Origin of the sequence: Streptomyces sp. enrichment culture, from assembly GCF_964273255.1 — a bacterium.
GTDB lineage: Bacteria > Actinomycetota > Actinomycetes > Streptomycetales > Streptomycetaceae > Streptomyces.
Genome location: NZ_OZ186835.1, coordinates 1 through 23,964, shown reverse-complemented (window position 1 = coordinate 23,964; position 23,964 = coordinate 1). Strand labels below are relative to the sequence as shown.

General features: G+C 69.2%; 19 protein-coding genes and 4 pseudogenes. 8 read left to right on the top strand and 15 right to left on the bottom strand.

The annotated features are described in order from the left end of the window. Positions 1–23 precede the first annotated feature (23 nt). Positions 24–1,217: an MBL fold metallo-hydrolase gene (locus tag ACSU53_RS00115; RefSeq protein WP_437023986.1), complete on the top strand. Its 1,194-nt coding sequence runs from the start codon at positions 24–26 to the stop codon at positions 1,215–1,217. Positions 1,218–1,533: 316 nt separating this feature from the next. Here the strand turns inward: ACSU53_RS00115 and ACSU53_RS00110 are convergent. Then, a pseudogene (locus ACSU53_RS00110) lies at positions 1,534–1,683 on the bottom strand (type III polyketide synthase); the annotation flags it as partial. 282 nt (positions 1,684–1,965) lie between these two features. Between ACSU53_RS00110 and ACSU53_RS00105 the strand changes: the two are divergent. Beyond that, positions 1,966–2,592, top strand: coding sequence for a TetR/AcrR family transcriptional regulator (locus ACSU53_RS00105; RefSeq protein WP_437023984.1), 627 nt, complete (start codon positions 1,966–1,968; stop codon positions 2,590–2,592). Positions 2,593–2,922: 330 nt separating this feature from the next. On the opposite strand, the gene ACSU53_RS00100 is transcribed toward ACSU53_RS00105, so the two are convergent. After that, positions 2,923–3,453 carry a hypothetical protein gene (locus tag ACSU53_RS00100; protein ID WP_437023982.1) on the bottom strand — a complete coding sequence of 177 codons (531 nt, stop codon included), beginning with the start codon at positions 3,451–3,453 and terminating at the stop codon, positions 2,923–2,925. 61 nt (positions 3,454–3,514) lie between these two features. On the opposite strand from ACSU53_RS00100, the gene ACSU53_RS00095 reads away from it, so the two are divergent. Then, positions 3,515–3,949, top strand: a complete 435-nt coding sequence (locus ACSU53_RS00095; protein WP_437023980.1) for a MarR family winged helix-turn-helix transcriptional regulator — start codon at positions 3,515–3,517, stop codon at positions 3,947–3,949. A gap of 254 nt (positions 3,950–4,203) precedes the next feature. Here ACSU53_RS00095 and ACSU53_RS00090 read toward each other — a convergent pair whose 3' ends face one another. Then, a complete protein-coding gene (locus ACSU53_RS00090) occupies positions 4,204–4,473 on the bottom strand; it encodes a hypothetical protein (protein WP_437023979.1) in 270 nt (89 codons plus the stop codon). Between the two features lie 572 nt (positions 4,474–5,045). Between ACSU53_RS00090 and ACSU53_RS00085 the strand changes: the two genes are divergently transcribed. From ACSU53_RS00085 to ACSU53_RS00075, 3 genes are all read left to right on the top strand, one after another. Beyond that, on the top strand, positions 5,046–5,393 hold the full coding sequence (locus tag ACSU53_RS00085; protein ID WP_437032943.1) for a NucA/NucB deoxyribonuclease domain-containing protein: 348 nt from the start codon (positions 5,046–5,048) through the stop codon (positions 5,391–5,393). Next, positions 5,377–5,904, top strand: a complete 528-nt coding sequence (locus ACSU53_RS00080) for a hypothetical protein (protein WP_437023977.1) — start codon at positions 5,377–5,379, stop codon at positions 5,902–5,904. Before ACSU53_RS00085 ends, ACSU53_RS00080 begins: the two co-directional genes overlap by 17 nt. Positions 5,905–5,970: 66 nt before the next feature. Beyond that, a complete protein-coding gene (locus ACSU53_RS00075; protein ID WP_437023974.1) occupies positions 5,971–6,549 on the top strand; it encodes a GNAT family N-acetyltransferase in 579 nt (192 codons plus the stop codon). Positions 6,550–6,570: 21 nt separating this feature from the next. Here ACSU53_RS00075 and ACSU53_RS00070 read toward each other — a convergent pair whose 3' ends face one another. The 5 genes from ACSU53_RS00070 to ACSU53_RS00050 all read right to left on the bottom strand — a co-directional run bounded on the left by ACSU53_RS00070 (position 6,571) and on the right by ACSU53_RS00050 (position 11,927). Next, complete coding sequence (locus ACSU53_RS00070; protein ID WP_437023972.1) at positions 6,571–6,714, bottom strand: hypothetical protein; 144 nt, start codon at positions 6,712–6,714, stop codon at positions 6,571–6,573. 342 nt (positions 6,715–7,056) lie between these two features. After that, positions 7,057–8,025: a TniB family NTP-binding protein gene (locus tag ACSU53_RS00065; protein WP_437032941.1), complete on the bottom strand. Its 969-nt coding sequence runs from the start codon at positions 8,023–8,025 to the stop codon at positions 7,057–7,059. Positions 8,026–8,111: 86 nt separating this feature from the next. Next, positions 8,112–9,383 (bottom strand): Mu transposase C-terminal domain-containing protein, encoded by a 1,272-nt coding sequence (locus ACSU53_RS00060; protein WP_437023970.1) that lies wholly within the window; start codon positions 9,381–9,383, stop codon positions 8,112–8,114. 283 nt (positions 9,384–9,666) lie between these two features. Continuing rightward, positions 9,667–10,398 (bottom strand): TnsA-like heteromeric transposase endonuclease subunit, encoded by a 732-nt coding sequence (locus tag ACSU53_RS00055; protein ID WP_367477686.1) that lies wholly within the window; start codon positions 10,396–10,398, stop codon positions 9,667–9,669. A gap of 182 nt (positions 10,399–10,580) precedes the next feature. Next, on the bottom strand, positions 10,581–11,927 hold the full coding sequence (locus ACSU53_RS00050; RefSeq protein WP_435843161.1) for a DNA-binding protein: 1,347 nt from the start codon (positions 11,925–11,927) through the stop codon (positions 10,581–10,583). A 251-nt stretch (positions 11,928–12,178) separates the two neighbouring features. Here ACSU53_RS00050 and ACSU53_RS00045 point away from each other — a divergent pair. Beyond that, positions 12,179–12,247, top strand: a pseudogene (locus ACSU53_RS00045) (telomere-protecting terminal protein Tpg); the annotation flags it as partial. A 99-nt stretch (positions 12,248–12,346) separates the two neighbouring features. Here the strand turns inward: ACSU53_RS00045 and ACSU53_RS00040 are convergent. From ACSU53_RS00040 to ACSU53_RS00030, 3 genes and pseudogenes are all read right to left on the bottom strand, one after another. After that, a complete protein-coding gene (locus tag ACSU53_RS00040) occupies positions 12,347–12,553 on the bottom strand; it encodes a hypothetical protein (protein WP_069974925.1) in 207 nt (68 codons plus the stop codon). Next, complete coding sequence (locus ACSU53_RS00035) at positions 12,550–13,395, bottom strand: hypothetical protein (RefSeq protein ID WP_437023967.1); 846 nt, start codon at positions 13,393–13,395, stop codon at positions 12,550–12,552. The genes ACSU53_RS00040 and ACSU53_RS00035 overlap by 4 nt, the downstream gene beginning before the upstream one ends. A gap of 290 nt (positions 13,396–13,685) precedes the next feature. Beyond that, positions 13,686–13,934: pseudogene (locus ACSU53_RS00030) on the bottom strand (helicase associated domain-containing protein); the annotation flags it as partial. 566 nt (positions 13,935–14,500) lie between these two features. Between ACSU53_RS00030 and ACSU53_RS00025 the strand changes: the two are divergent. Beyond that, a complete protein-coding gene (locus tag ACSU53_RS00025; RefSeq protein ID WP_437023965.1) occupies positions 14,501–18,577 on the top strand; it encodes a hypothetical protein in 4,077 nt (1,358 codons plus the stop codon). Between the two features lie 565 nt (positions 18,578–19,142). Here ACSU53_RS00025 and ACSU53_RS00020 read toward each other — a convergent pair. The 4 genes and pseudogenes from ACSU53_RS00020 to ACSU53_RS00005 all read right to left on the bottom strand — a co-directional run. After that, the gene (locus ACSU53_RS00020) at positions 19,143–20,648 is read right to left on the bottom strand and encodes a hypothetical protein (RefSeq protein WP_437023963.1); all 1,506 of its coding nucleotides are present in this window, start codon (positions 20,646–20,648) and stop codon (positions 19,143–19,145) included. A gap of 237 nt (positions 20,649–20,885) precedes the next feature. Further along, positions 20,886–21,344 carry a hypothetical protein gene (locus tag ACSU53_RS00015; RefSeq protein WP_437023961.1) on the bottom strand — a complete coding sequence of 153 codons (459 nt, stop codon included), beginning with the start codon at positions 21,342–21,344 and terminating at the stop codon, positions 20,886–20,888. Positions 21,345–21,425: 81 nt separating this feature from the next. After that, positions 21,426–22,490, bottom strand: coding sequence for an AAA family ATPase (locus ACSU53_RS00010; RefSeq protein WP_437023960.1), 1,065 nt, complete (start codon positions 22,488–22,490; stop codon positions 21,426–21,428). Next, positions 22,487–23,964 (bottom strand): annotated as a pseudogene (locus ACSU53_RS00005) (Mu transposase C-terminal domain-containing protein); the annotation flags it as partial. The gene ACSU53_RS00010 and the pseudogene ACSU53_RS00005, both read right to left, overlap by 4 nt.

The following is a 23,964-nucleotide window of genomic DNA, read 5'->3' as shown; positions in this document are numbered from 1 at the left end:
GACCTGCCCTTTCAGGAGGCGCCGTGACCCGTTCCCCGATTCCAGGGCTCCGCTCACTTCGGCATGACGCCTTCGGCGCCGAACCGACCGGCGAGCGGCTGGCGCGGATCCACAGATCGCCGCACTTCGCGGACGGCACCTTCCAGAATCCGGTCGGCGCCAGGATCGGACCGCAGGGCTCGAAGCTCGCGTTCGCCCGGACGTTCTGGGGCAAGGAGCAGCGCCTGAGCCGTGTCCCGGTGGGCACCGTGCCGGTGCATGCGACGACCCTCGCCGACCTTGCGAGACCCCCGGCCAGTGGGCTGCGGCTCACGTGGATGGGGCATGCCAGTGTGCTCGCCGAGATCGGCGGCCGGCGGATCCTGTTCGACCCCGTGTGGGGCGAGCGCTGCTCGCCGTTCGCTCTCGCCGGGCCGAAGCGGCTGCACCCCGTGCCGGTGCCGCTCGCGGCGCTCGGACCGGTCGATGCCGTGGTCATCTCGCACGACCACTACGACCACCTCGACCTGCCCACCATCAAGGCCCTGGCCGGCACGGACACGGTCTTCGCGGTGCCGCTCGGTGTCGGAGCCCACCTGGAACGCTGGGGCGTGCCCGCCAACCGGCTGCGCGAGCTGGACTGGCACGAGCGCAGCACCGTCGCCGGCCTCACGCTGACCGCCACACCCGCGCGGCACTTCTGCGGACGCGGAGTGCGCAACCGGCAGCACACCTTGTGGGCCTCCTGGGTCGTCGCGAGCGAGGAGCACCGGATCTTCCACAGCGGAGACACCGGCTACTTCCGCGGGTTCAGGGACATCGGCGAGCGGTACGGACCGTTCGACGCCACGATGGTGCAGATCGGGGCCTACTCCGACTTCTGGCCCGACATCCACATGACGCCCCAGGAGGGCATCCGGGCCCACCTCGATCTCCAGGGTGGCCCGCACGGCGTGTTCCTGCCGATCCACTGGGCCACCTTCAACCTCGCCCCGCACTCGTGGGACGAGCCGGGCGAGGACACCTTCGCGGCCGGGCGCCGCACGGGCGTGACGGTGGCGCTGCCGCGGCCGGGCGAGCCCTTCGAGCCGACCGCGGGCACCCTCCCGGTCACCCCGTGGTGGCGCGATGTCGCCCCCGAAACCGGCCGGCCCCGCCTCGCGCCCGAGGACGCCGGGAGGCCGCCGACCGGGCCGGGCGGGGAGAGCGGGCAGCCGAAGGCCGCGCCCCTCTCCTAGCCGGACAGGACTTCACCCCCGGCGGTTGGGGACGCCGCTTCGACACACGACAACGACATCCTCCTCGTCGACGCGGCTGAGGCGAACCGCGCGCACACGAAGGGCAGGCTGCGCGGCCTCGACAGCCACGCGTTCCACCCTGACGAGGCCGAGCATGCAGGCCGGCCGGCGTGCATGACGCGTCTCCCGCCATGGGCGCAGCCGCCCGTCCGAGCCAGCCACCTGCGGCCGCACTTCCCGCCTCGCTGCCTGTTCCTCCCCGCGAGCTCGCAGATCCAAGTGGTCCTGCAGTAACTGCCGCAGCAGGTGACGTCCCGCCCTCTTCTGCCGCGGCGTACGCGAGGCAGTCCTCGGTGTTCGGCACGAGCCGGGAGCCGTTGCGCTCGGGGAGCGCACCGCGGTCGCGGTGCGCACGGACCACGGCCGCGGCGACGGCGTCGCCGAACAGGCCGTTGGAGAGCAAGTTTTAGAACAGCGCACAGGGAAGAAGCGCCACAGCGCGCAGGCTGAGGTAGTCGCGTCGTGGATCGAATATTGCCGAGTACCTACTCTGAGGTCTCGCGCCCAGGATGCGCGGATCCAAGGCGCTGGACGATTTCCGGGTCGGCAGGCGCCTTGGGGGCGCAGAGCGCAGGAGGTGACAGGGTTGACTTGAGAGGTCATGGCCTCCCGTTCCCGTGAGACACTGGGCGTTTACGGAGGAACCTCCGTTACTTCCTGCCGCACCGCTACCGGAGGTAGCTCCGTTTTGTCTTCGTCGTCACACCCGAAGGCCCCGGAACCGGCCGAACCCGCAGGTCGACCGGTCCGCCGTGATGCCCGGCGCAACCGTGAAAAGCTCATCGCCGTCGCTCAAGCCGCCTTCGCCGCCGCCGAGGGCCCGGTCTCCCTGGAAGGGATCGCCCGCCAGGCCGGCGTCGGCATCGGCACCCTCTACCGCCACTTCCCCACCCGCGAGGATCTCGCCGAGGCCGTCTACGCCAGCGAACTCGCCGCCGTGGCCGCGAGCGCCCCCGACCTGCTCGGCAAGCACCCGGCCGACATCGCCCTACGCGCCTGGATCGGCCGCTATGCCACCTTCGTCGCGACCAAGCGCGGCATAGTGGACACCCTGCGCGCCGCCGTCGCCTCCGGGCGCCTCGCAGCTCCCTCGCGCGAACGTCTGGCCGCCACCATCGCCATGATTCTCGAGCGGGGCGCCGCGACCGGCACCCTCCGCAAGGACGTCGACCCCGATGACGTCACCACGCTGCTTCTCGGCGTGTTCGCCGTCATTGTCGACGGCGCCCCTCAAGAGCGAACTGACCGCCTGCTCGACCTCGTCGTCGACGCCGTGCGCCTCGCACCTGGCGCCCCGAGTTCCACCGGGCACTGATGGGCGGCGCCTACCCAGTCGCCGCCTACTGGACTTCGCCACCCGCCTGCGCGAAGAGCCGAACCTCTATCGCATGCGGGCCATTTCGTCGCGCCGCGAGCCAGAAAAAGGACGGCGCGGGGGACACCGCGCCCTTCTGGACGCCGCACCGAAGCGTGACGCGGAACGGGCCGAGCGCCTGAGCCGCTGCCATGTCCTGCACACCGCCAAGCTGATCCTCGTCCTCGATGACGACGAGTTCCGGCGCGAGACCCGGGGAACTACGTGGCCGGTGAGCGGTGTGGTGCCCGGCACAGCGCGGGCGCACTCGCGGTCACCGTCAAGGACGCGTTACGCCGATACGGGACCCGTCGACGCCTCCGGTAGCTCCTCCGTCGGCCGGTCGAAGTACGCCAGGAGGGCGAACCAGATCACGATGCAGATGCCCGCCGGAGCCAGGGCCGACTCGGGGAGCACGTCCCCCACGAGGGAGTACGAGGCGAGCCAGAACCCTGTGATCGTGCCGACCACGGTGACCGGCCAGGACTTGCTGACCAGTGAACTGGACATGATCCACACGCCGGCGAGAACATGCCCGCCGAGCCGGACCGGCCATGCTATGTCGTGCGGGACGTCGTTGATCGCCAGAATGCCGGCGAGGACGTCCAGGGCCACCCATCCATAGCCGGCGGCCTTGGCCCACGACGCCGCCTGCAGTCGTGGGACGAGGAAGAGGATGGAAAGGTGGAAAAAGACCCCAAGGTATTCCCCCCACGCCACGTCCGGCGCCGCGATGAGGGCGGCGGCAATGGGGATGAACAGCACGCACGGAAGGAGCGCCGCGCCGCGCAGGCTGAGGTAGTTCCGTCGTGAATCGAGCATCGCGGAAGTCCTTACTCGCAGGTCGCTTCGTCAAGTCGAACACTAGAAAGGAAGTGTTGATATGTCAACAGTAGGGGGGGCGGCCGAGCTGTGGCTGCTGTGGAAGCGCGCACACGAAACGGTTCGCGCCGCGGTCATCGCCGACATGACCGCGGCCTCTGGCCTCACGGAGGCCGAGTTGAGCGTCCTGGTCTGCCTCTACGAATCCGGCGGCACCCTCCGGCAGAACGCCATCGCTGCCACCCTGGGCTGGGACCGGACACGGCTCTCGCACCAACTGACCAGAATGGAGAAACGCGACTACGTGACGCGGGACAAGGTCACGAACGGCGTCGAAGTCGCGCTGCGGCCGGAGGGCCGACGCACGATCGAGGCAACGGTGCCCTCGCTGGAAGCCTCAACCCGCCGCCACCTCCTTGACCGGCTCGGCCCCGACGACGCGGCAGCCCTCAAGGCTGTCGTCGAGCGACTGCTGTCGAGCGACGACAGTCGCTGAACCGGTCGATCCGCGCGACGCTCCAGCAGGGACGGGAGGAACGATCCCATCCGCACCTTGGAAATCCTCGGATCGAGGTCGACGGCCTGCAGCGTCGGCAACCTCTCCGGCGGCCATCGCTCCAGGTTTTGCGGGCTTGCTGGAGTGCTCGCACGGGGCCAGGCCCGAGGCTTTCGGTCGCCTCGGCCACGACGAACTCCAGCAGGACGCGCTCGCCCAACACCCTGATCAGCACAGCTCCTTCGGTGCAGGGCCTACATGACCGTGGCGGGCTGCGACTCGTCGGCGGGCATGGCCACCACTCTCGCGGCGCGCACGGGGAAGATGCTGTACAGGCCGAGGGCGGTCCCGAACCGGGGGAAGTTGAGTTCCACCAGAGCGCGGTAGCCGGTGGGGGCGTCGCGCAGCACATCGGTGGCGACGGACTGGGTGAGTCCGGAGGAGGATGCCTGCCAGAGCCAGCGGGGTGGGGAATGCGTCCGGCCGGGGGCAGGCCGGGGGTGGGTGAGGCTGTCCCCGTGCACGTGGTGCAGGTGTGCGGTGAGCCAACGGACGTCGTCAGAGGCGATCTTGTGTCCTGGGCTCCATGGCAATGAGGCTCGCACCGCGTTATGCGGCCTTGGTCATCAAGACGTTCGGCTCGGGCTGCAGGCCATTGAGAAGATGTGCCGGCCGCCCCGGGAGGGACCCGCCCCCTTGGCCATAATCTGCCGTGCGAGGAACCGCGCGCGTTCGGCCGCAAGACGAGAGGCGAGGTAGGTGGCACGGGCAGGGTGCGCTGGCGCCTTCGTTGGGCCAGGACGGGGGCGCTGCCGGGAGCGGGCCCGTTCCGGGCAGACCAGGCGTCCGTGCGGGGCGGGGGAACTCGTCCCTTCGCGGAACTGGGTCAGGGGGCCGGGGGAAGCGATGAGAGGCGAGGTCGTCCCACGCGATGAAGACATTGTCCAGAACGCCCGGGCTGCGCTCTTGCGCGACGGTCAGTCATGTGCCAGGCCGGCGGCCCAGGAGAGGCGAGCTGGCGGACCCGGCCGTCGACGAAAGTGCCCTCCACATCCACGACGCCCTGGACCGACCCGCCTGAGCGGACCTTCCCCTCCTGGCCCGGCAAGAGCCTGCCGGGAGCGAAGGAGCCACTGCACCGACATGTCAACCAGACCAAGATCGACAAGAACCGCGAGAAGTCGATTCGCGTGCAAGAAAGTCTGGGGGACTACACGGCAGTGGCCAGCAGTGCGATGAGTACCCCTTCGCCTCCACCAAGGAAGGTGCCACCCAGACGGACAACTGCTTCTCCGTCCGGTTGATCGACGGCAAGGACAACCGCAAGGGCGGCGAGCGCCTCGCCGCGATGTGTACGCTCAGCTGCATCCTGGACGGCTACGCGTTCTACATGCAGATCACCGGTCAGTGGAGAGGGCGGCGGCACCATGGCACTCCTGACTGAGTACCGTTGCAAGGCCACGCCGGCCCGCTGCGTTGTGGAGGTCTACGACGCCGATGCCTACCTCGGCGACGAAGCAGCCCTGAACGCCGCTGAGGTACAGGTGGTCGCCGGCAGCGGCTACCACCTGTACCTCCTCAGCCTGCAACCCGACATCGAAGTCGAGGTCGCCATCCGCGTCTGGGACATGGCACCCGACCCGCCCGCCGAGGTCGAAGGCCACGTCCCTGTCAGCATCGAGTCGGAGACCGGCATCCTCGTCGTCAACCAACTGGAATACGGCCCCGCAGGTGAGATGACCCTGCCCCGCCCGGGCGTGTACGCAGGCCACGCCTGGTGGGAGAACAGGCAGGCGGCAGCCGACTACTACGCGACGACGCTCGACCACCCCACCGACGACACCTTCGAGGACCACCTCACCCAGGCGTGGAACAACCCCCCGGTCACCGAACGCTACGTCCTGGACCTCGCCTACATCCGCGAACCCGAACCCGTCGACGACGAAGATCTGTAAGTAGGCGCTTTTGATCCTGCGCCGAGAAGCGAGCCCTACGAGGGACACTGCTGAGGATCATCGATCTTGTGCAGGTTGAAGGCTGCCAGCAGGATGGGCCTGGCAGGGTTCAGCGGAAGGCAGGCAGGTGTGGCTGGTCATTGGGTGAAACTCGAACTTGACGTTGCCGGATTCGATCAGGACCGCTTCGAGCAGTACGTGATGAAGTGTCAGTCGCAGGGCTTGCGCTTCATGACTCTCGCGGATCTGGGAGACACGCCGGAGCATCGTAGGGCACTCTATGAACTCAACAAGGAGTGTGCTGCCGATATACCGGAAAGAGGGGAATTCTACTCTTTTGATGGGTATGTCGAGCGGCGCTTTGAGGTGGCGTCCTACGATCCCCGGGGTGTCGTGATCGCCTTGGACCGCGAGGCCTGGGTCGGTATGGCGGCGACGTCGAGGCGTGAGAGTTTTATGTTCAACGAGATGACTGGTGTGAGAGCCGGGTATCGAGGCCGAGGCATCTCGATTGCCATGAAGACGTTCGGGATGGCTTTCATAGGGGAGTGCGGAGCGAGCAGGGTCCGCACCTTGCATCATCCGGCCAACGCGAGCGCGATTGCCATGAATCGGAAGATGGGCTTCGTCGACACGGTCGACTGAGCGATGCTCCCTGGGCTTCGGTCACCCAGACTTCGTCCACTGGCTGGTGCGGGGGCTCTTGCGGGTGAGACGCCGGGTCATCATGGTGGTGAGTGCCCAGTTCAGGTGTGCTTCGGAGTGCTGGGGCATGCGTTCGTAGTCGCGTGCGTTGCGGCGGGCGTTCATGCACCAGCCGATCGTGCGCTCGACTTTCCAACGGCGGGGTATTACGACGAAGCCCTTGACCCCTTTGGGCCGGGAGACGATGCGCAGGGAGAGCCAGAGACGATCGCGGGCTAACGCTCGGAGGGGGGGTTGTTGGTGCGCCGAGCGCTTGTTGGCCTGGGGTGTTGTGGGTTCGCTGAGAAGTCGCGTGGGTGGTTCCGGTGGGGTGGGTGGGGGGTTTGAGCTGGGGTTGTGCGTTCTGTATGGAGTCTGGGTCGGGTGGGTTGCATGTTTCGCTAGCCCGTAATGGCTCGGTTGGTGTTTGTGCTGGCCAGGACGGTTTTGCCTGGTTGGTGGGTGGGGTTAGCGCGGTCGGGTGGGGCGGTGGTGGGTTTCGGCGAGGTGGTCGAGGGCTACGGCGTCCATAGCCGCTTTGGTGATGCGTTCGGTGCCGTCGTGGATGGCGGTGATGGCTGCTTGGCGGATGAGTCTTGTGAGGGATCCGATGCGGCCTGCGGTGCGCTGGTGGAGGTAGGGGGCGTGGCGGGGGAGGGTTCCGGGTTTGTGTTGGTGGAGGTCGAGGGCGTTTTCGATGTCGGTGATGACGCTGCGGAAGGGGTGGCGGGTGCCTTGGCGGGCGGGGAGGGGGCCGCAGGTGATGAGGGTGGCCCGTCCGGCGAGCTGAGCGCCGCGCGTCCCACTGAACAGGGGTGAGTCGGTGACGTTGATGCCGGCGTAGACGAAGGTGGCGGGGAGGCGTTCGGTGAGGTCTTTGAGCAGGTCGGCGGTTTGGGCGCCGGTGGTGGTGCGGGGGTTGAGGCGGTGGATTTCGTCGATGAGGACGAGTTGGACGCCCGCGGCGGTGTAGGTGTGGCAGACGGCGTCGGTGATCTGGGTCTGGGTCATGCGGGTGGTGACGGGGATGCCGAGGTAGCGGGCGAATTCGGTGATGAGGGTTTTCGCGGTGGCGCCGGGCGGGACCAGGACATACGCCACGGGTGCCGCGGCGTGGGCTGATCCGGGCGGTACGGGGCTCTTGCGTAGATGAGCGAGGTGGCAGGCGCGGCCGACGTTGAGCAGGGCTGTGGTTTTCCCGGCTGCGGCGGGTCCGGTGACGATGAGGGAGGGTCGTGCGGTGGTGTGCTGGTGGCGGCCGAGGATCATCAGGGTGCGGACCTGGGTGGCGAGGGCGCTGATGGCGGGGGTGCGGATGGTGACGAACGCGGAGTGGTAGGCGAGACGTTCGTCGGTGCTGCGGGGTGGGTCGCCGGGCTGGGGCGGTTCGGGCGGGTCGGTGGTGGCGAAGCGGTGCCAGCCCTGCCAGGTGGTCAGGGGCCAGGAAGGTTCGGCCGTGTTGCCGCTTCCCGTGTCGGCGGGCGCGCTGGGCGGTTGGTGCGCTGCGGGCTCGGGGCGGGTGTTCACCACTTGTCGGCTTCCTTGTGTGCGTCGTAGAGCCCGAATCCGGTGGCCGCGGCGGGGCAGGTGTCGTCGTCGAGGTCGTCGAGGTCGTCGATGTTGTCGATGTTGTCGTCGCCGTCGTGCTGCGCCGGCTCGCCGATGGTGGGGCCGGTGCCGGGGCGCGGGGGCCGTGCGGCGGGGACCGGCGTTGTGGTGGCGCGGGCGAGGAGGGCTTGTTCGGCGGTGGTGGCGTGGCCGGTGTGGACGCGGCGCATGAGCTGGTCGAGGGCGTCGGCCAGGTCGGCTTCGTGTTGCTGGGGGTCTTCGTGGTTGCTGTGCTGGGCGTGGGTGCGGATGTGCTGCCAGGTGTGGTCGTTGAACGGCTGGTGGACGTGGTCGCGGTGGATCCACGGGATTTCGGTCAGCTGTCCGTCGGGCAGGCGCAGCCAGATCTGGCGGACGTCATGGGGGTTGTAGTGGATCTCCCACTTCCCGCCCCGGCCGGCCACGGGGGAGGCCTGGCCGCGGTAGGGGGCGAGGAGATCGTGGTCGTAGGTGCGGTGGTGGATGGTGATGCCGGCGGGGGTGATGGCCTGCCAGCGCACGGGCAGCAGTTCGAGGTAGTCGTGGCCGGTGAGAGGGACGGGGACGTGTCCGGCGACGGCGACGAGCGCGGCCCACATCTGGTTCGGTGTGAGCGCTTTGCGGGGCATCAGCGGGTGGCGCAGGCCTTCGTGGGGCCGGTGGTGGTAGTGCACCAGCCACTCATCGAGGAGGTCCTGGAGCTGGGGGACGCTGTAGCAGGCGTCCTTTTCGGTGTCGGGGCCGCGGCGGGTGACGTCGGAGCCGGTGTAGCCGGGCAGGTGCTGGCAGAACAGCGCGTTGATGGTGCCGAAGGTCCGCTCGACGATGCCTTTGGCGGTGGGGGCGTGGGGCGGGGCGGGCTGGACGCTGATGCCGAGGTGTTCGCAGGCGGCGGTGAATGCGGTGGAGACGAAGATTTTGCCGCGGTCGACGACGATCGTCTCGGGCAGGGCGACGGGCCGGCCCGCCGCGCCGGCCAGACGCTCATCCAGTGCGGCCAGCCGCTGGTGGGGGAGCGCGGGGGCGCGGTCTATGCGCAGGATGTCGGGCCAGGTGGGCCGGGCGGGGTGGGGGACGGCCATCTCCGCGAGCAGCAGGGCGGCGTCGACGGCCTTGGTCGCGCTCGGGCACAGCACGGCAGCGAGGATGGCGCGGGTGGCGACGTCGACGGCGATGGTGAGCTGCCGGGCCCGCCGGTGAGCCCGCATTCGACTTCCCGCACGTGCCGCTGCCAGGCCAGCGCCCTCTCACGCGCCGCGGCGGGGGCGGTCTCGAACAGCCCCCACTGCGGGGCCGCCTGCGGTGCATCGGCCCCGACAACAGTGAAGCCGGGGTCGGCGAACAGGTGCCCGGCGAGCACGACCTCACCACCGCCGTCCGGGCCGAGGAGATGGATGTCCTGCCCCGAAAGGGCGACCACTTGCCACTTCACGCCACGGAAGCGGACGTGAGCACCGACCTTCACGGCCGGCCTGGCGTTGCGCCGCGCGCTCACCGGGTACCTTCCTTCTTGCTCGGGTCGCTCCAGCCCTGCGGGCCGACGAGGATGCGTTCGTGCAGTGGCGTGTCGAGATCAACCGTCAACCGGCCGTGCCACAGAGCGTGGAAGACGCAGGGAAAGACTTCGATCGGGTCGCCGACCGCTTCGGTGCCCTCGAGCAGCGGCCGCGGCCGCGTGAACGCCTCGACAACCGCCGCCAGCAGCCCCGGGCGGCCGGCGTTGCGGGGATGCCGGTAGCCGGCCAGCCATTTGAGGTTGGCGGCCAGGACGTCGTCGAGCGGCGGGATGCGCCGGTAGGTCCAGCCGACATCCGCGCATGCCTGCGCCACCGCCTCGGCGGCCTTCACCGCGCGTTCGCCGCCCGCTTCCGGGTGGCCGGGGCAGTCGGCGAGCAGCGCGGTGCCGTCGGCACGGCGGGCGAAGAGCTGCGGCACCCAGGAACGCACCTGCCGGCGGGGATTACGCCACAGCAGCCGTATCGGCCGCCCTGCCAGCCCCGTCACGTCGGGGTCGCGGTCCAAAACCATCAGCTGGGTGCGCATCGCGTTCGACCCGGCGGCCACGTGCCGCCCGGTGGTCGCCGACCACCACAGGCCCGGCCCCCAGCGCCGCCCCGGCACCACCGGGAACGCCGACACCGGCGCCAGGTCCTCGAACGCCACGGTCATGGCGGCATCCGCCCACCGCTGCTGCACCGCCTGCCCCACCGGGTCGAGGAACACCGCCTCGAATCCGCCCTGGTCGACGACCGCTCGCCCTGCCCGGCTCTTGGGCCGGGCCGCTCCTGTGCTGCTCACCCGCGCCAGCCAAACTGCTTCCGCCCGCCCGGACCGCTTTTTCAGTGTTCCTGCCACGAACGAGTGCCGTATCAGCTAACAGCCGACTTCTCCCCGGCGTATCGCTCTCAGCGGTCGTCTTCCTGCCTGTCCGCGGTCAGCATTTTCCGGAGCACCTCGACGGGCAGGTCCACCCACCGGGCCACCTCCTCAAGCGGCACCCCGCCGTTCACCGCCGCCACCGCGGTCCGCTTCCAGGCGTTTCCGATCAGGCCGGCGCTGTGACCGAGCCCGCGCAGCAGCCGCCGGGCGACATCGGCGGTCGGGCCGGTCTGTACCCCGCGCAGCTGCAGCAGCTGCTCCTCGGCGCTGTCGATCGTGCTGGTGATGAGCCTGCGCTGCTCTGCGGGCACCGCAGCCCGCCACATCGTCCCCGAACCGGGCGCCTTCTTCTCCTTGCCCAGCACCCGCAGCTGGCCGGCCATGGTCGCGGCCTGGTGTTCTTGGCGCAGCCACCACGGGTCGTTGTCGTACCCGGGCGGCCCGCCGGCGCCGCGGCGAAGACGGATGACACTGCCCATCCATGCAAGAAGCGGCCCGCCGTGATCCGCCGCGGCCAACGGCCCCAGCCACGACCTGCCCACGCGCTCACCGAGCCCGCGGCAGAACAGCCCGTCCATGGGCAGCGCCCGCGGCCGCCCGGCACCGCTGTCCACCCACACCAGCTCGGCCATGGCCGGGTCCAGCAGCGTCTCTGCTACCGCCACCACCTCCGGGAAGACGACCGCGTCGCGCCCCACGATCCGCCACCGCTCCAGATCACCGCCTGCATCCCCGCCCGCGACCAGGTGCAGGCGACGCGGCCAGATCGTCTCCCGCTCCCAGCCGTAAGCCTGCTCCCACCACCGGGCCACCACCGCCTGCGCCAGCGCGAACACCCGCTCCGGCTCGACTCCGGCCCGTACCGCCCGCCGCGCCACCGCCGCCCACCGCCGCTGCGCCGCCACCACCTCCGGCAGACCACGCAGGTCGAGGTGCTCCAGCGGCTGGTTGGCGTCCGCGTCCAGCAGCCACCGTCCATGCCGCACACACGCCCGCTCCCACCGCGGCGTGTACCGCATAGTCCGCACGGCCGTCCCCGTGCGCCGGGCCGTGCACAGCCGGCAACCGAACGCCACCGGACCGGCCAGCGCGCCGCCGATCCGCCACAGCCCCACCGGATCGCCATCTTCGGCGGGCAGCTTGGCGTCCCCTTCTGCCCAGGACGGCAACGCCTGCGCCAGCACCTCTTCCTCGACGCCGCACATGTCTGCCAGAAGCCGGCGTCCGGCAGCGTTCAGCAGCACCTCGGCGTCGGCCCGTGCGCCGCCGCCCTCGTGGCCGGGCGGGTAGTTGCGCCACTTCCAGCAGGCCCGCAGCACCTTTGCTTGCATCCCGTAGCGGCTCGCGATGCGCCCGATCAGCGACGAGGTCATCTCTCCCTGCAGGGGAGCTGTTCGCAGGAGGCCGGGATGGTGGGTCACTCCACTACGGTCTCGTGTTCGCCGTCCCGGCGGGCGTCTTCGCGATGGATACACACACCGAGACCACCTCGCCCCTGCCGAGCACTGGAACCCTTGAAGCGTACGTGAGGCGTGCTCCTCGCGTACCTATACCGTACAGGAGGCGCACATGGCCACGGCGCTCCCCGCTGCTCCTGGCTGAGCTTGTCCCGCCTCGATTTAGTGCGGTGTACTTCCAGGACGGTGGCCGCCGTCCTGGCAGCCTGGAAGAGGTCCGCTTCACCGAGATCGAGCAGCCCTCCGAGCTCCGTCGACCACATGGACGCGCCGGTCGGACTGTGTGGTGGGGCCCCGGGCCGGCCGGGGTCCGGTCGGCCCGATGTACCCCTGCCTCACGTCACGGCCGGGACCAGCACGGCCAGCAGCGCGATGAACAGCGTCATGACGCTGAAGAACACAAAGCCGCCGCGACCGATGGCTGTGGAGACCGACGAGCCCCCCTCGCGGGAGACGCTGTAGCCGATTAGACCTGCGACGGCGGAGACGGCCGCGAGGGCAACCAGAGCCAGAAGAAGGATCAGGAGGTTCTGCACGCTCACACCGCACCCCGCTGCTGGTGCCCGCGGGAGACGGCCTTCGTGTGCAGCTCCTCCGGGATCCAGATCAGGCGCTCGCGGGCCGCCTGGTACAAGACCGTGCGGAACCGCGACCTACGCTGGCGGACGGTCACGTGGGTGAGGTTCAGCCGCTCGGCGATCTCGGTGTCCGGGAAACCCATGACCGTCAGCCGCACGACCGCCTGCGTCTCCGGCGCCTGCTCATCGAGGATGTCCTCGAAGTCGGTGCCGAGCACCTCCGAATCCATCTCGTAGCTGGTGGACTGGAGCAGCCCGCCGATTCCGGCCTCGTTCGCGGCGTCCTCCGTGAAGTCGTATACGGCGTGCAGCCGCGCCCAGTCCACCCGCTCCTGGGCCCACCTCACGTACGCCCGCCGGAACACCCATACGCACTGGCCGATGAAGTACGTCATCAGGCTGCAGGCGCCGCGCGGTCCCTTGTGGTCCGCCGTCCAGCCCCGCCCGTTCTGCAGGTCGCGGCGGAACTTGCGCATCGCCTCGGCGAGCACGTCGACCATGATGATGTCCCGCTCGCGCCTGCTGCCGCGCAGCAGGCGCATGTCGTCCTCGTGGACGAAGAACTTCCAGCCGCGGCTCTTGCACTGCTTCAGAGCGAGCCGGGCCAGCGTGCCCTTGCGGAGCATGCCGAGCAGGATCGGCTCGGCCTCCCGGTACAGCTCGATCTCGAACACCTCGTAGGCCAGCCCCTCGAACCCACCGCAGGCCAACTCCTCGATTCGCGCGGCGTCCTGCTCGATTCGCGCCGTACCTCCCCCGCCCAGCACCGCGTCGATGGTCTCGAGGATCTCTGCATCCATACCCATGGCCATAAGCCCCCTCGTCGTGGTCTGCCCCCGATCCCCGGCAACTTCTTCAAGTCGCGCGAATGAGCTGCGAAGCAGATCGCTTGTTGTACGGGCTTATGTGCAGGGGAAGTTGGCGAACGTGACACGCCAGCTGAAATATTTTTTCGCGAGGCTCAGAAGCAATCTGCGGGCCCGCAAATGCTCCACGGACCCGCAGGCGAAATCTCGCACCCGGCATTGACTGGACGAGCGCAGGCCCTCACCCTGTACCAGGGATCAGGACCGTGCTTTGACGATCAGCCGACGTGTCACGCCCACTGCATGCCGAGCTCCCGCAGCGCGTTCCGCTGCTCCGCCGTGAGCCTGTCCCGCCTCGACTTGGTGTTGGAGACCCATACTCCCAGCTTGATGACGACGGGTTCCTCCTGGCCGTCGACCGTGATCTCCTCGGCGTGGCCGCGGGGCACGGGCCGGTCCGCGCCTTCCCGTTCCACCCACTGCGCGAGCGCCGTCAGACCCCGCTGGAATGCCTGCTGTACCTTGCCCTGCCCCTTGGCTGTCGGTTATTCGTACAGTTGAGACACGTCCATCGCTGTGACCTGCAACATCTCAACCGCACTCATAGAAATTGAGGTTGGGCCGTCTGCTTGGCTGACCTGGTCTGATGAGATGCAAACGCTCCTGAGGTCATCGGCAGCAAGTCTGTGACCTGGGGTACCGCATCTCCATCGAGAATGTCTCAGCTGCACGGATAGTTTCTTGGGATTGGGGTCCGGGGGGTGTGGAGAAGTTGATCTTGGTTTGAGGAGTGGGGAGTCGCTTCAAGAGGGGGCGGGCGGAGACGAGGAGCAAGCCAGCGTTCATCAAAGTGCGCCCGCAGCGGGGGTGTCCCTGTCCCTTCGTAGCCAGCGAGGGTGGCCCCAGAAGTGGGGGCGGCTGGTCATGCAGGACCGTCCTGCCGGCGCTGTCCGCTTTAGGCTGGCTGCGGCAGTCGGCCCCGCGCGCCAGGGAGAGCACGTTGACGCAGCAGCACCGGTTTCCTTGGCAGCGGCGGGTGTTCGTGCTGGATGAGCCGCCCGCCCAAGGCCGCTATGGATGGCCGCCCAGTGACGCTGAGGCCGGTGTGCTGCTGTCCCAGGAGCGGGCCACCGCGGTCATCGTCCTGCGCGGCGAACGCGGCATGGGCAAGACGTACGCTCTGCGTCAGGAACACGATGCTCTGCTGGCCGATGGTGTGCATGCTGCCTGGCTGGAGCTGAAGCAGTGCACCACGACGCGGCTGGCGCAGAGGCGCCTGCAGGAAGCGTTGACGCCTCCTGCGGGGCCGGGGGAGTGGCACGTTCTCCTCGATGGCCTGGACGAGGGTCTCAACGACCTTCCTCAGCTGGACCAGCTCCTGGACGAGGCGCTCGAGGATGTGCCCGAATCTGACCGGGAGAGGCTGCGTCTGCGGGTCACCTGCCGCAGCGCACGCTGGCCCGGCCGGTTCGAGGAAGCCCTGCGCACGCGCTGGCAACCCGACCAGATAAAGATCATGGGACTGGCTCCACTCGGCCTAGACGACGTAGCCGTCGCGGCCCGCGCGGTCGGGGTGGCGGAGACCGACGCTCTCCTCGGGTCGATTCAGCAGCAGGGTCTGATCGCGCTGGCCACCCATCCGGTCACCCTGCTGCAGCTCCTCGACAGCTATGCCGACAACGCTCGCCTGCCGGCAACGGTGCACGACGCCTACCTTGGAGCATGTCTGCGCCTGTGCGCTGAAGAGCGTCGCTCGACCGATCCGCGTCAGCTGCAGGCTCAGGCATCTCCTGAACACCTGCTGGCCGTCGCGGCACGGCTGGCTGCCACGATGCAGTTCGGTCCGTACACCGCCGTGACTGATGCCCCCGGCACCGACGACTCGGTTACGCCGGCAGACCTGCGGCTGTCGCGCCTCGACGACTCCGACGAACCCGGGCACCTGGGTGGCCGCGTCCCGTGCACCCTGTGGAATCTGCGTCAGGTGACCGAGTCGAGCCTGCTGGTCCCGACCGGTGACCTGCGCTGGGTGTTCGCCCACGACAGCTACCGCGAATTCCTTGCCGCTCATTTCCTGCGCATGCGCAACCTGCGGCCGCAACCGCAGCGCCAGCTGCTGTGGATCGGTGACGGCGAGGCCCGCCACATCATCCCCGCCCACCAGGAAGTCGCCGCCTGGCGCGCCACCAGCGACGCCACCCTCTTTGCCGACCTGCTGCGCGACGACCCCCTCGTCCTGCTCCTGGCCGACCTGCCCAGCCTTCCCGACACCGCACGGGAGCGCACGGTCGACGCCCTGTTCGCCCTGCTGGAACGGGATGACACGGTGCGCCTCGACCTCAGCCTGCTGCACCGCCTCAACCACACCGGCCTGGCCGAGCAGTTGCGCCCCCGCCTGCAGGAGGCCGGCGCGGACCATCTGCTGCACGCGGCCGTCATTATGGCCCGGGCCTGCCCTTGCCCCGAGCTCGCCGAGGACTTGCTGGCGGTAGCCGAAGACACCCGCCACGGCACGGGCGTGCGCACCGCGGCCCTGGCCGGTGTCACCGAGCCCACCCTAGACGCCCTCACCCGGATCGAGGGCCTGACCCAGGACGCCTCGCCCGAGGTGATTGCGGCGGCACTGCGCCACCTCTATCCCGGCCATCTGACAGTGGCCGACTACCTCGGCCGCATCCGCGACCCGGACCCCGCCTACGTGGGAGCAGCCTTCTTCCTGCGCCGCGAGGCTTCGGCCCAACTCGACGCATCCACCATGGTTGAGGCAGTCGGGTGGGCCGGCCGTGCCCTGACGGCGGGAGACACCCAGGACGCCAGTCCCGGCCTGGCCCTGGCCGTGCTGACCCGCGCGGTCACCCTCAACGAGGACACCCCCGCCCTCGACCTGGTGCCCCTCATCGGCGAGGGACTCCTGGGCCTGGCCGGACACGAGGACCTCCTGCACAGCCACACCCTGCACACCGCCCTCGATGATCTGGCCCGGGTGCTGGACGGCTGTGCCCGTACCCGCCGCCTGCTCGCCTGCCATCTCCTCCAACACGGCAACGACGACCTCTTCTACCTTCTGCTGGCCGCCATCCCCGGCGGCTCCTTCCTACCCTCCACGGACCTGCTGTACTGGATGGAGCACTGGGACCAGCTGACTGCCATCAGCCCGGACCGCGCCCAGCACGCCGTCCGCTTCGCGCCTCCCGAAGACCCCGAGACCACGGCACGTGCCGAAGCCTTGCGCCGAGCCCACCCCAGGCTCGCCGCCGCTACCGACTTCTGGGACACCTACCGGCACGACCAGCAAGAACGCGCTGCACACGCCGAAGCGCAACGGCAGCAACGCCGCTTCGACCCGGCCGCCTTGAACACGGCCCTCGACGAGGTCCGCGCCGCCCGCGGCCCCGGCGTCCTGACCGCATGGAACCAACTCCTGCGCTGCCTGCGACGCACACCGGACGGCGCACCGCCAGCGCGGCAATCGACCGGCATACTCACCCTCGCCGCCCAGGCGCCCTCACGCCCCGCCGCCGGCACCGGCCCCGCCCGACGCCTTGACGAGGCGGCCATCCACCTCCTGACCGAACTACCCCCGCTGACCGCCCCCCACTTCCAGCCAAGCACAACCACCCGCCCGCCGACTGCAGAACTCACCGCCTTCGCCCTCGTCGACAACCCGCAAGCGCTACACGCCGACCCGGCGCACTGGGCCGGCTGGGCCATCGCCCTCGCCTCCAACACCGTCTACAGCGACGACGAACGCGACCTCCAGCACACCTGGCTCCAGCTGTGCGTTCCCCGCGCCGAAAACCAGCTGCCGCCGCTGCTACTGGACGCCCTCGACCACGCCTCAGAACAGACCCTCCGCGACCTGGCCGGCGCCCTGGGACAAGACCCCTCCCTGGGGCTCAGACCCCTCCTGCACACCTGGGCTCTGCACCGCGACCGCAGCCCCGAGCAGTGGCAGGCTGTAATTGGCGAACTCGACACAGCCGACGACCCCGACGCCCTCGGCCACCTGATACACGCCCTGGACACCGACCCGAGCCAGCACGAGGCCGGATCGCCCCCACGGCAACGATGGCTGTTCGCCGCCCGCACGCTGCTACGCCACGACATCCTTCCTGAGCACTGGCCCGCCCTGCGCCGCGGCCTGGGCGACCCCGCAGTCCTCAAGGAGTACGGCGACCTGCTGGCCGGCCTGACGACCGGGTCCGACAACTGGCCCTTCGACCACCTCGACGAAGACGCACTTGCCGACCTCTACACCCTCCTGCTGGAAAATATCGGCGTCGAACGCCTGCAACGGCCCCTGCGCAGCGGCTTCATCCAGGAAGAAGACCGCCTCGTCGACCTGCTGCGCCACCTGCCGCTCAGCCTCGCCTCCTGCGGTACCCACCAGGCGGCAACCGCCCTGCACCGACTCGCTCAGGCGTATCCGCAGGTGTGGCAACTGCGCATGCTCGCCCGCGACACCGCCCGCACGGCAGCAGACCACAGCGTCCGGCCCCTCGAACCAGAACAGCTGATCCGGCTCGCCACCGACCGCCAGGCACGTCTCGTCCGCGACGCACGCCAACTCCTCGACCTGGTACGTGAATCCCTGGACGCCCTGGAGGAAGACCTGCAGGGCTACAACGGAACGGCCGTCACCCTCTGGAACCGCGACCAGCACCGCTTCAACTCCACTACCCAGTGCTGGCCCTGCTGGGAAGACGACCTCAGCGATGCCGTCGCCTCCTTCCTGCGCCGCGACATCGGCGGCCACCGCGTCGTCGTCAACCGGGAAGTCCAGGTACGACGCGACGGCCTGCCCGGCCTGCGCACCGACATACAGATCGAAGCCCCCGCGCCCGCCGACACCGGCCAGTACACCCTCAGAGTCATCATCGAGGCCAAGGGATGCTGGAACCCCGAACTGCCCACCACCGCCCGCACTCAGCTGCGCGCCTACCTCAGCGAACCCGACACCGCCGGCCTGCTCCTGGTCGGCTACTTCAACTGCACCCGCTGGAACACCAAGAAACGCAGCTGCCCCGCGACCAACCACGCCATCGACGATGTCCGCCGCGACCAACACGAGCAGGTACGCCAACTAACCGATGACGGCACACTGCTGGCCGCAGCGCACGTACTGGACTGCCGGCTGCCCAGTGAGGACAGCGACTGGCGCAAGACGGACGAGATGGAGTAGACGCCCGGCCCGCCGCGGCAGTCCTCAACTCGAGCTGCATGTCCAGGCCGCCCGCACGCCGCGAGAGGACCGGGACCGCCCCCTGAACGATCACCATCGTCAAGGCACCGCAGGTCCGGCTGGCGCCCACCCTCTGACCCATCCCAACAGCCTGCGTCTGCGGGACCGCGCCTGTCCCGCGGCGCCACCCAGACCAGCGCCCGTAGTGTCGCCACGCCCAGGTTGCGGCCGCCGCGGACGGAGCCGCCCAGCACCTGCACCCGGCCCCCTCCCCTTGCCGCCCCGTCCGGAGAGGGGGAGAGACGGGCGGGCACGGGCTGGCAAGGGAGGGGAGAGAACCCGCGCTGGGGCCTGCGTGCGTGGGCGCCCAAAACGACCTGCTGGGACTGAGTCTGCTCCCGCTGGCTCTGGCGGCTCCACCAGGCGCTCAGCAGCGCTGGCACACCGGCCAATACCCCGCCGGTCGCCACGCCCACCACTGCGGCCCACTGTTCATCCATGCCGATCATCATCGCTCAGTGGTCCCGTCCGACTCGGACTGGCCCGGCAGCAGCGTCGTGGGGAGCTAGGCTGCAGGGCAGGTGTGGGCTTCCTGGGCTGCGGGCCGGGTGGTGATCTGGTCGGTCCGCACGCGCAGCGCTTTGTCCGCGAGGTTATCGGTGCCTCGGGCGCGTTGGGGATCCCACAGCCAGGTCTCGTCTCCGGTGGCGCCGAACGCGACGACCGGGTGGCCGGTGGGCAAAGGGCCCGGCTGCACGGCCGTCTTCGTCGCGTCGAGCGGGATGACACAAACCCGCCGGGCGGTGATCCCGAAGAAGGGAGCGAGGTCGTGTCCGGCTGCGGCCTGTGCGGCAGTGCGCTTGGCGGCTGTGCTGGCAGAGGACAGGCCGCCTATCAAGGCCACCAGCATCATCAGCGCGGTGAGCGCGCCTACGGAGGCGATGCAGTACGCCCTCGAGCCGGTGATCCAGTAGAAGTGGCGGGCCCAGCCCAGCGCAGCCAGTCCGCACAAGGCGGCACCGATGCACCACGCAGCGGGTTTCACGCCGGCCAGATATGTCCACAGCAGGTCGGTGTTGGCGGCTGAGAGCGGGATGCCCAGGCTCACACTCAGGTAGAGACCCTGAGCCAGCCGTCCCATCCAGGGCACCACCCACACCAGCGGCAAAACGACAACGGGCAGCAGCGTGGCGGCGTTACGGGAGAACCAGCTCTGGCGCAGCGCATAGACGCACCCGGGCAGTACCAGTAGCCCGCCCATCAAGAGCCCCATCGGCCCCAGAAGATTGACGTCCGGCACCACCGTGGACAGCACCCGTGCCGCATACCCGCACAAGCCTGCACCGCCGACCAAAGCCAGCCCACACAGCCAGACGACCGCCCTGCGGTGCCGTTCCCCGTCAGCGATCCACGGACCCGTCCACCACGCCACTGCCAGAAGCAGCGGCGCCAATACGACCTGCCACCACGCACCGAGTCCCGCCAGTACCCAGCCGAAGACCACGACGGCGGCCCACGCCGCCAAGACGGGCAGCCCCAGGACGCGGGTGTACCAGGGAGCAGGGTCCTGCGGCCGTAAGGCATGGGCGGAAGCGATTCCGGGCCGCACGCCGTAGTCCTCACCGAAGGGGCCGTCCCCCAGGTCAGATTGCAGGTGAAGCGCCGCCAGCGCCTCCTCCTGCGTGCCCGGGCCGTCCAGGCGCACCCGCCGGTGCACGTCTGCTCCTCCCATCTGCTCCCACAGTCTTGCCGCTCGTGTCTGCCACCAGCGATCTCCCCAGTCCACCTTCCGGTATACGTGCCAGGTGCTGGCCGCCGTCGGCACGTCGTCGGGTTCCAGGAGCGTGGCGTCGCCGAGGCGCGCCGTCACCCGGCCCGTCAGAGCTGTCATGACACGCCGCTCCGCCTCGCTCAGGGCGCCCCAGCGGCTTCCCAGCAGGCGTACCTCCACCCGAAACAGCGCCGCCCCATTCTCCTGCGGGGCATCACCCACTCGTGAGAACAGCAAACCGCGCCGTTCCCACTGCTCACGGGCTACTGCCTCCTCCTGGCCGGGTACCCGGACCAGCACAGCCGCACGCTGCGTGAACTCCCCTGGCGGCGGTGGTGGACTGTCAGCGCCAGCCTCACTGTCAGGGTCGGATGTACGACGGAATCGGATCGGGGCGACGAGCGCGCTTGCCATGACGACGGACCTCCAGCAACAGATCTTGCAGACACCAGACAGTGCCGACACAGTCAGGGAACGCTCACGAGGGCGGCCGCCGGACTTGCAACGGCAGGACCCACAGCGGCACACACATCCATTTCAGTGCGGCTCCGAGCGGCCGCAATCGTCCCTTGCATCCTGCCCAGTGCCATTGCCGACCGCGGCTATATCGAGCCACTGGCACGCTGGCGCGTGCTCCCGAAGAAACGATCCCGGGTGCGAACCTGTTTTCAGCACCTGCAGCGTGCCCTGTACACAGGGGAGTTCAGCGTCAGCAATCCGCGGTGCATCCCGGGTGTCCAGGAGCTCGCCCTGTCTGCGCAGCGTGTGCAGTCCCCGGTGCTGCTCGACCAGAAGGTGGTCCCGCTGCGCCGGGCTGAGGCTCTTCAGACGCGCCTTGTAGTGGGCCTGTAGCCGCTGTGCCCACACCTGGTGCTGCTCCAGGACACTTTTCAGGGCGAGACGGGTGCCCAGCGGGGCTCTGACACTCACCCTCGCCGTACCCTCGTCCTCCTCCTCTTCGAATTTCTCGTTCTCCTCGAGGAAGTCGTGCTCCACGCCTGTTCTTCCCTTGCTCGGTGAACTGTCACCAGAGTCCGTGCCTGAGTGTTGTGCCTGCCCGGGCGGCTGCAAGCGATGTCAGATAGTGCGGCTGCGGCCGATGGCCAGGGAATCCAGCAGCTCCTCGGTGATGCGCTCCTGCTTGTTCCAGATCGCTTTCTGGGCGCCCTGGCTGACGAGCTGGGACAGGGCCCGCAGGTAGCCCTTGGTGCGGCGGTGCAGGTATTCGTGCAGGTTGGTCAGGTCGTCCGGCTGGTGGTGGTGCAGGCACAGGTTCTTGTCGAACTTGCGGACGATCTTCGTGAACAGTTTGTGGCCGTCCGTGTCGTAGCCGATCCGGCTGGTGCGCAGGGCGGCGTAGTCGCCCCAGATCTCCTCGTTGTCGGCCAGAGCGGTTTCCCGGTCCCGGGTCAGGGGATCGATGATGGAACGGGCGGCCCGTCCGGCGAAGAGGAAGGTGGCACCGGTGCTTTCACTGATCTCTTCCAGGTAGGCGAATGACTCCTCGGCGTCCGCGCCGGCCCGCAGCTGCTCGATGCCGTCGATGAGGACCAGCAAGGTGGAGCTGTTGCGCATCACATGGCAGATGGAGCGGGTGGGGTCGCTGCCGCCGTCGTGCTTGAGGCCGAGGAAGGAGGCGAAAGCTGCCGGCCAGTTCCGCCGTCCGCCGCGGGCCAGGGGAGGCACCCGCAGCGCGATCACCGGGATGCGGTTCTCGTCCGGCTCATACAGGCGGGCGATCTTGTTCTCGTAGTGGCGGCCGATGTACTGCAGGATCTCGGTCTTGCCGGTGCCGCGGGGGCCGTCGATGATGACACCGGTCTTGCCGTGGATGCGTTCCCGGTTGGCCAGCAGATGCTCGTGGACGACGACCAGGGCCCGGCCGATGGCGGGGGTGACCACGGTCGGCATCAGGGCGTGATAGCGCAGCCGCAGGTCGTTGTCGGCGACTTCCGTGCCGGGCGGCGGGCTGTCGGCCAGGTCGGGCCGGGTGCGGTCCAGGGCGGCGAAGGTGCGCCAGTTGCTCAGGGTGTTCAGCCATACCGGCCGGGGCGCGGTGAACACCGGCGTGGGGGCGGGGGAGTCGATGAGTAGACGGATGTCATCGTCTTCGGTCTCCTCGATGACCGGTGGCTGCGTCATGTCCTGTCCTCCTGCGGGGGGTCGGTTTCGGCGGGCAGGTCCAGCAGGTGACGCGCCACGCTGTCGAGGCTGTCGTCCAGGTCACCCAGATCCGCCAGGAGCGAGGACACTTCGGTGTCCGCGCCGCCGGGAGCGTCCGGTCCGTGGGCGGGCCTGGGCGCGATCTCTTCTTCCGCGGGGGAATACAGGCTCGGCTCGTCCAGCTCCAGCACCGTCAAGGGTCCCAGCGCGTCCAGGTCCAGCGCCTCCGCGTCGGCGAACGGGTCGAAAACGCCGTCACCGGACGGCTCCCACCCGCCATCCAGCCCCGGCACGGGCGCGTAGCCGTCGGGCACGCTCACCACACCCGGGTCGTCCGGACCCTGTCCCGCCCGCTCCAGCAGGTCGGCCAGGACCTGCGCGATGGCTTCGTCCTGCGTGTGGCGGCCGCCGCGCGCCACGCACTCCGCGGTGGCCGAGTCCCACAGGTGCTGTGTCCACGGGGCGCCGATCAGGTGCTGGTGCTTGAAGACGGCAGTGATCCACTCGCCGGAGCGGTGGTCGCGCAGCCACACCTGCTCGGGCGTGTAAGGGTTGTAGCGCAGCTCCCACCCGTCACGCTTCTTGCCCTTGAGCCCCGACGGCGTGTTGCGGACCTCCTCGAGTTCCCCTTTGAAGTTGTCGTAGGTGCGGTTCTTGAACCGGATGCCGTCATCGCGCACCCCGACCCAGGCGGTGGGCAGCAGCTGGAGGTAGTCCGCAAAGCCCAGCGGGATCGGTAGGTAGCCAGCCGCCTGCACGCCCGCTGCGTACATCTGGTTCGGAGTCAACGGCGGCAGGTTCGGCTCGTAAGGGCTGCGCAGCTCCTCATGCGGCCGCGCCTGCCAGCCGACCGCGATCCACTCCTGCAGCAGATTGTCCAGCTCCTGCAGCGTCCACAGCCGGTCCGGATCGATCTCCTTCCCGCGGCGGCTGAAGTCCCGCCCGGTGTAGGAGTTGACGTGCTGGCTGAACAGCGACTTGATCGACGCAAAGGTCCGCTCGACGATCGCCTTGTCGGTCGGGGTGCGCTTGCGCGCCGGACGCACAGAGATGCCGAGGTAGGAGCAGGCGTCGAAGAAGGTTTGCCCGGTGAAGACCGTGCCGTGGTCGATCACGATCGTCTCCGGCATGATGACCGGCCGGGCCGCTGCGTGCTCCATCCGCGCGTCGACCTCCAGCAGTTCCTCATACGGCAGATCCGAACGGGCCGCGGACGCGGCCCCGTCGAAGCCAGGCCGCATCGGGGCCGGCACCATGCACAGCGCCAGCAGCAGTGAGGCGTCCACTGCCTTGGTGGCCCGCCCCTTGCTCGTGCCGGTGCTCAGCAGCGCCCTCGTCTGTTGCCGGGTCTTGCGCCGGCCCGCAGTCTTGGGCCGTAGCACGGCTGCGATGATGCTGCGCGTGAAAACGTCGATGGCTGCCGTGAGTTCCACCTGGGTGGGCCGTCCGTCAT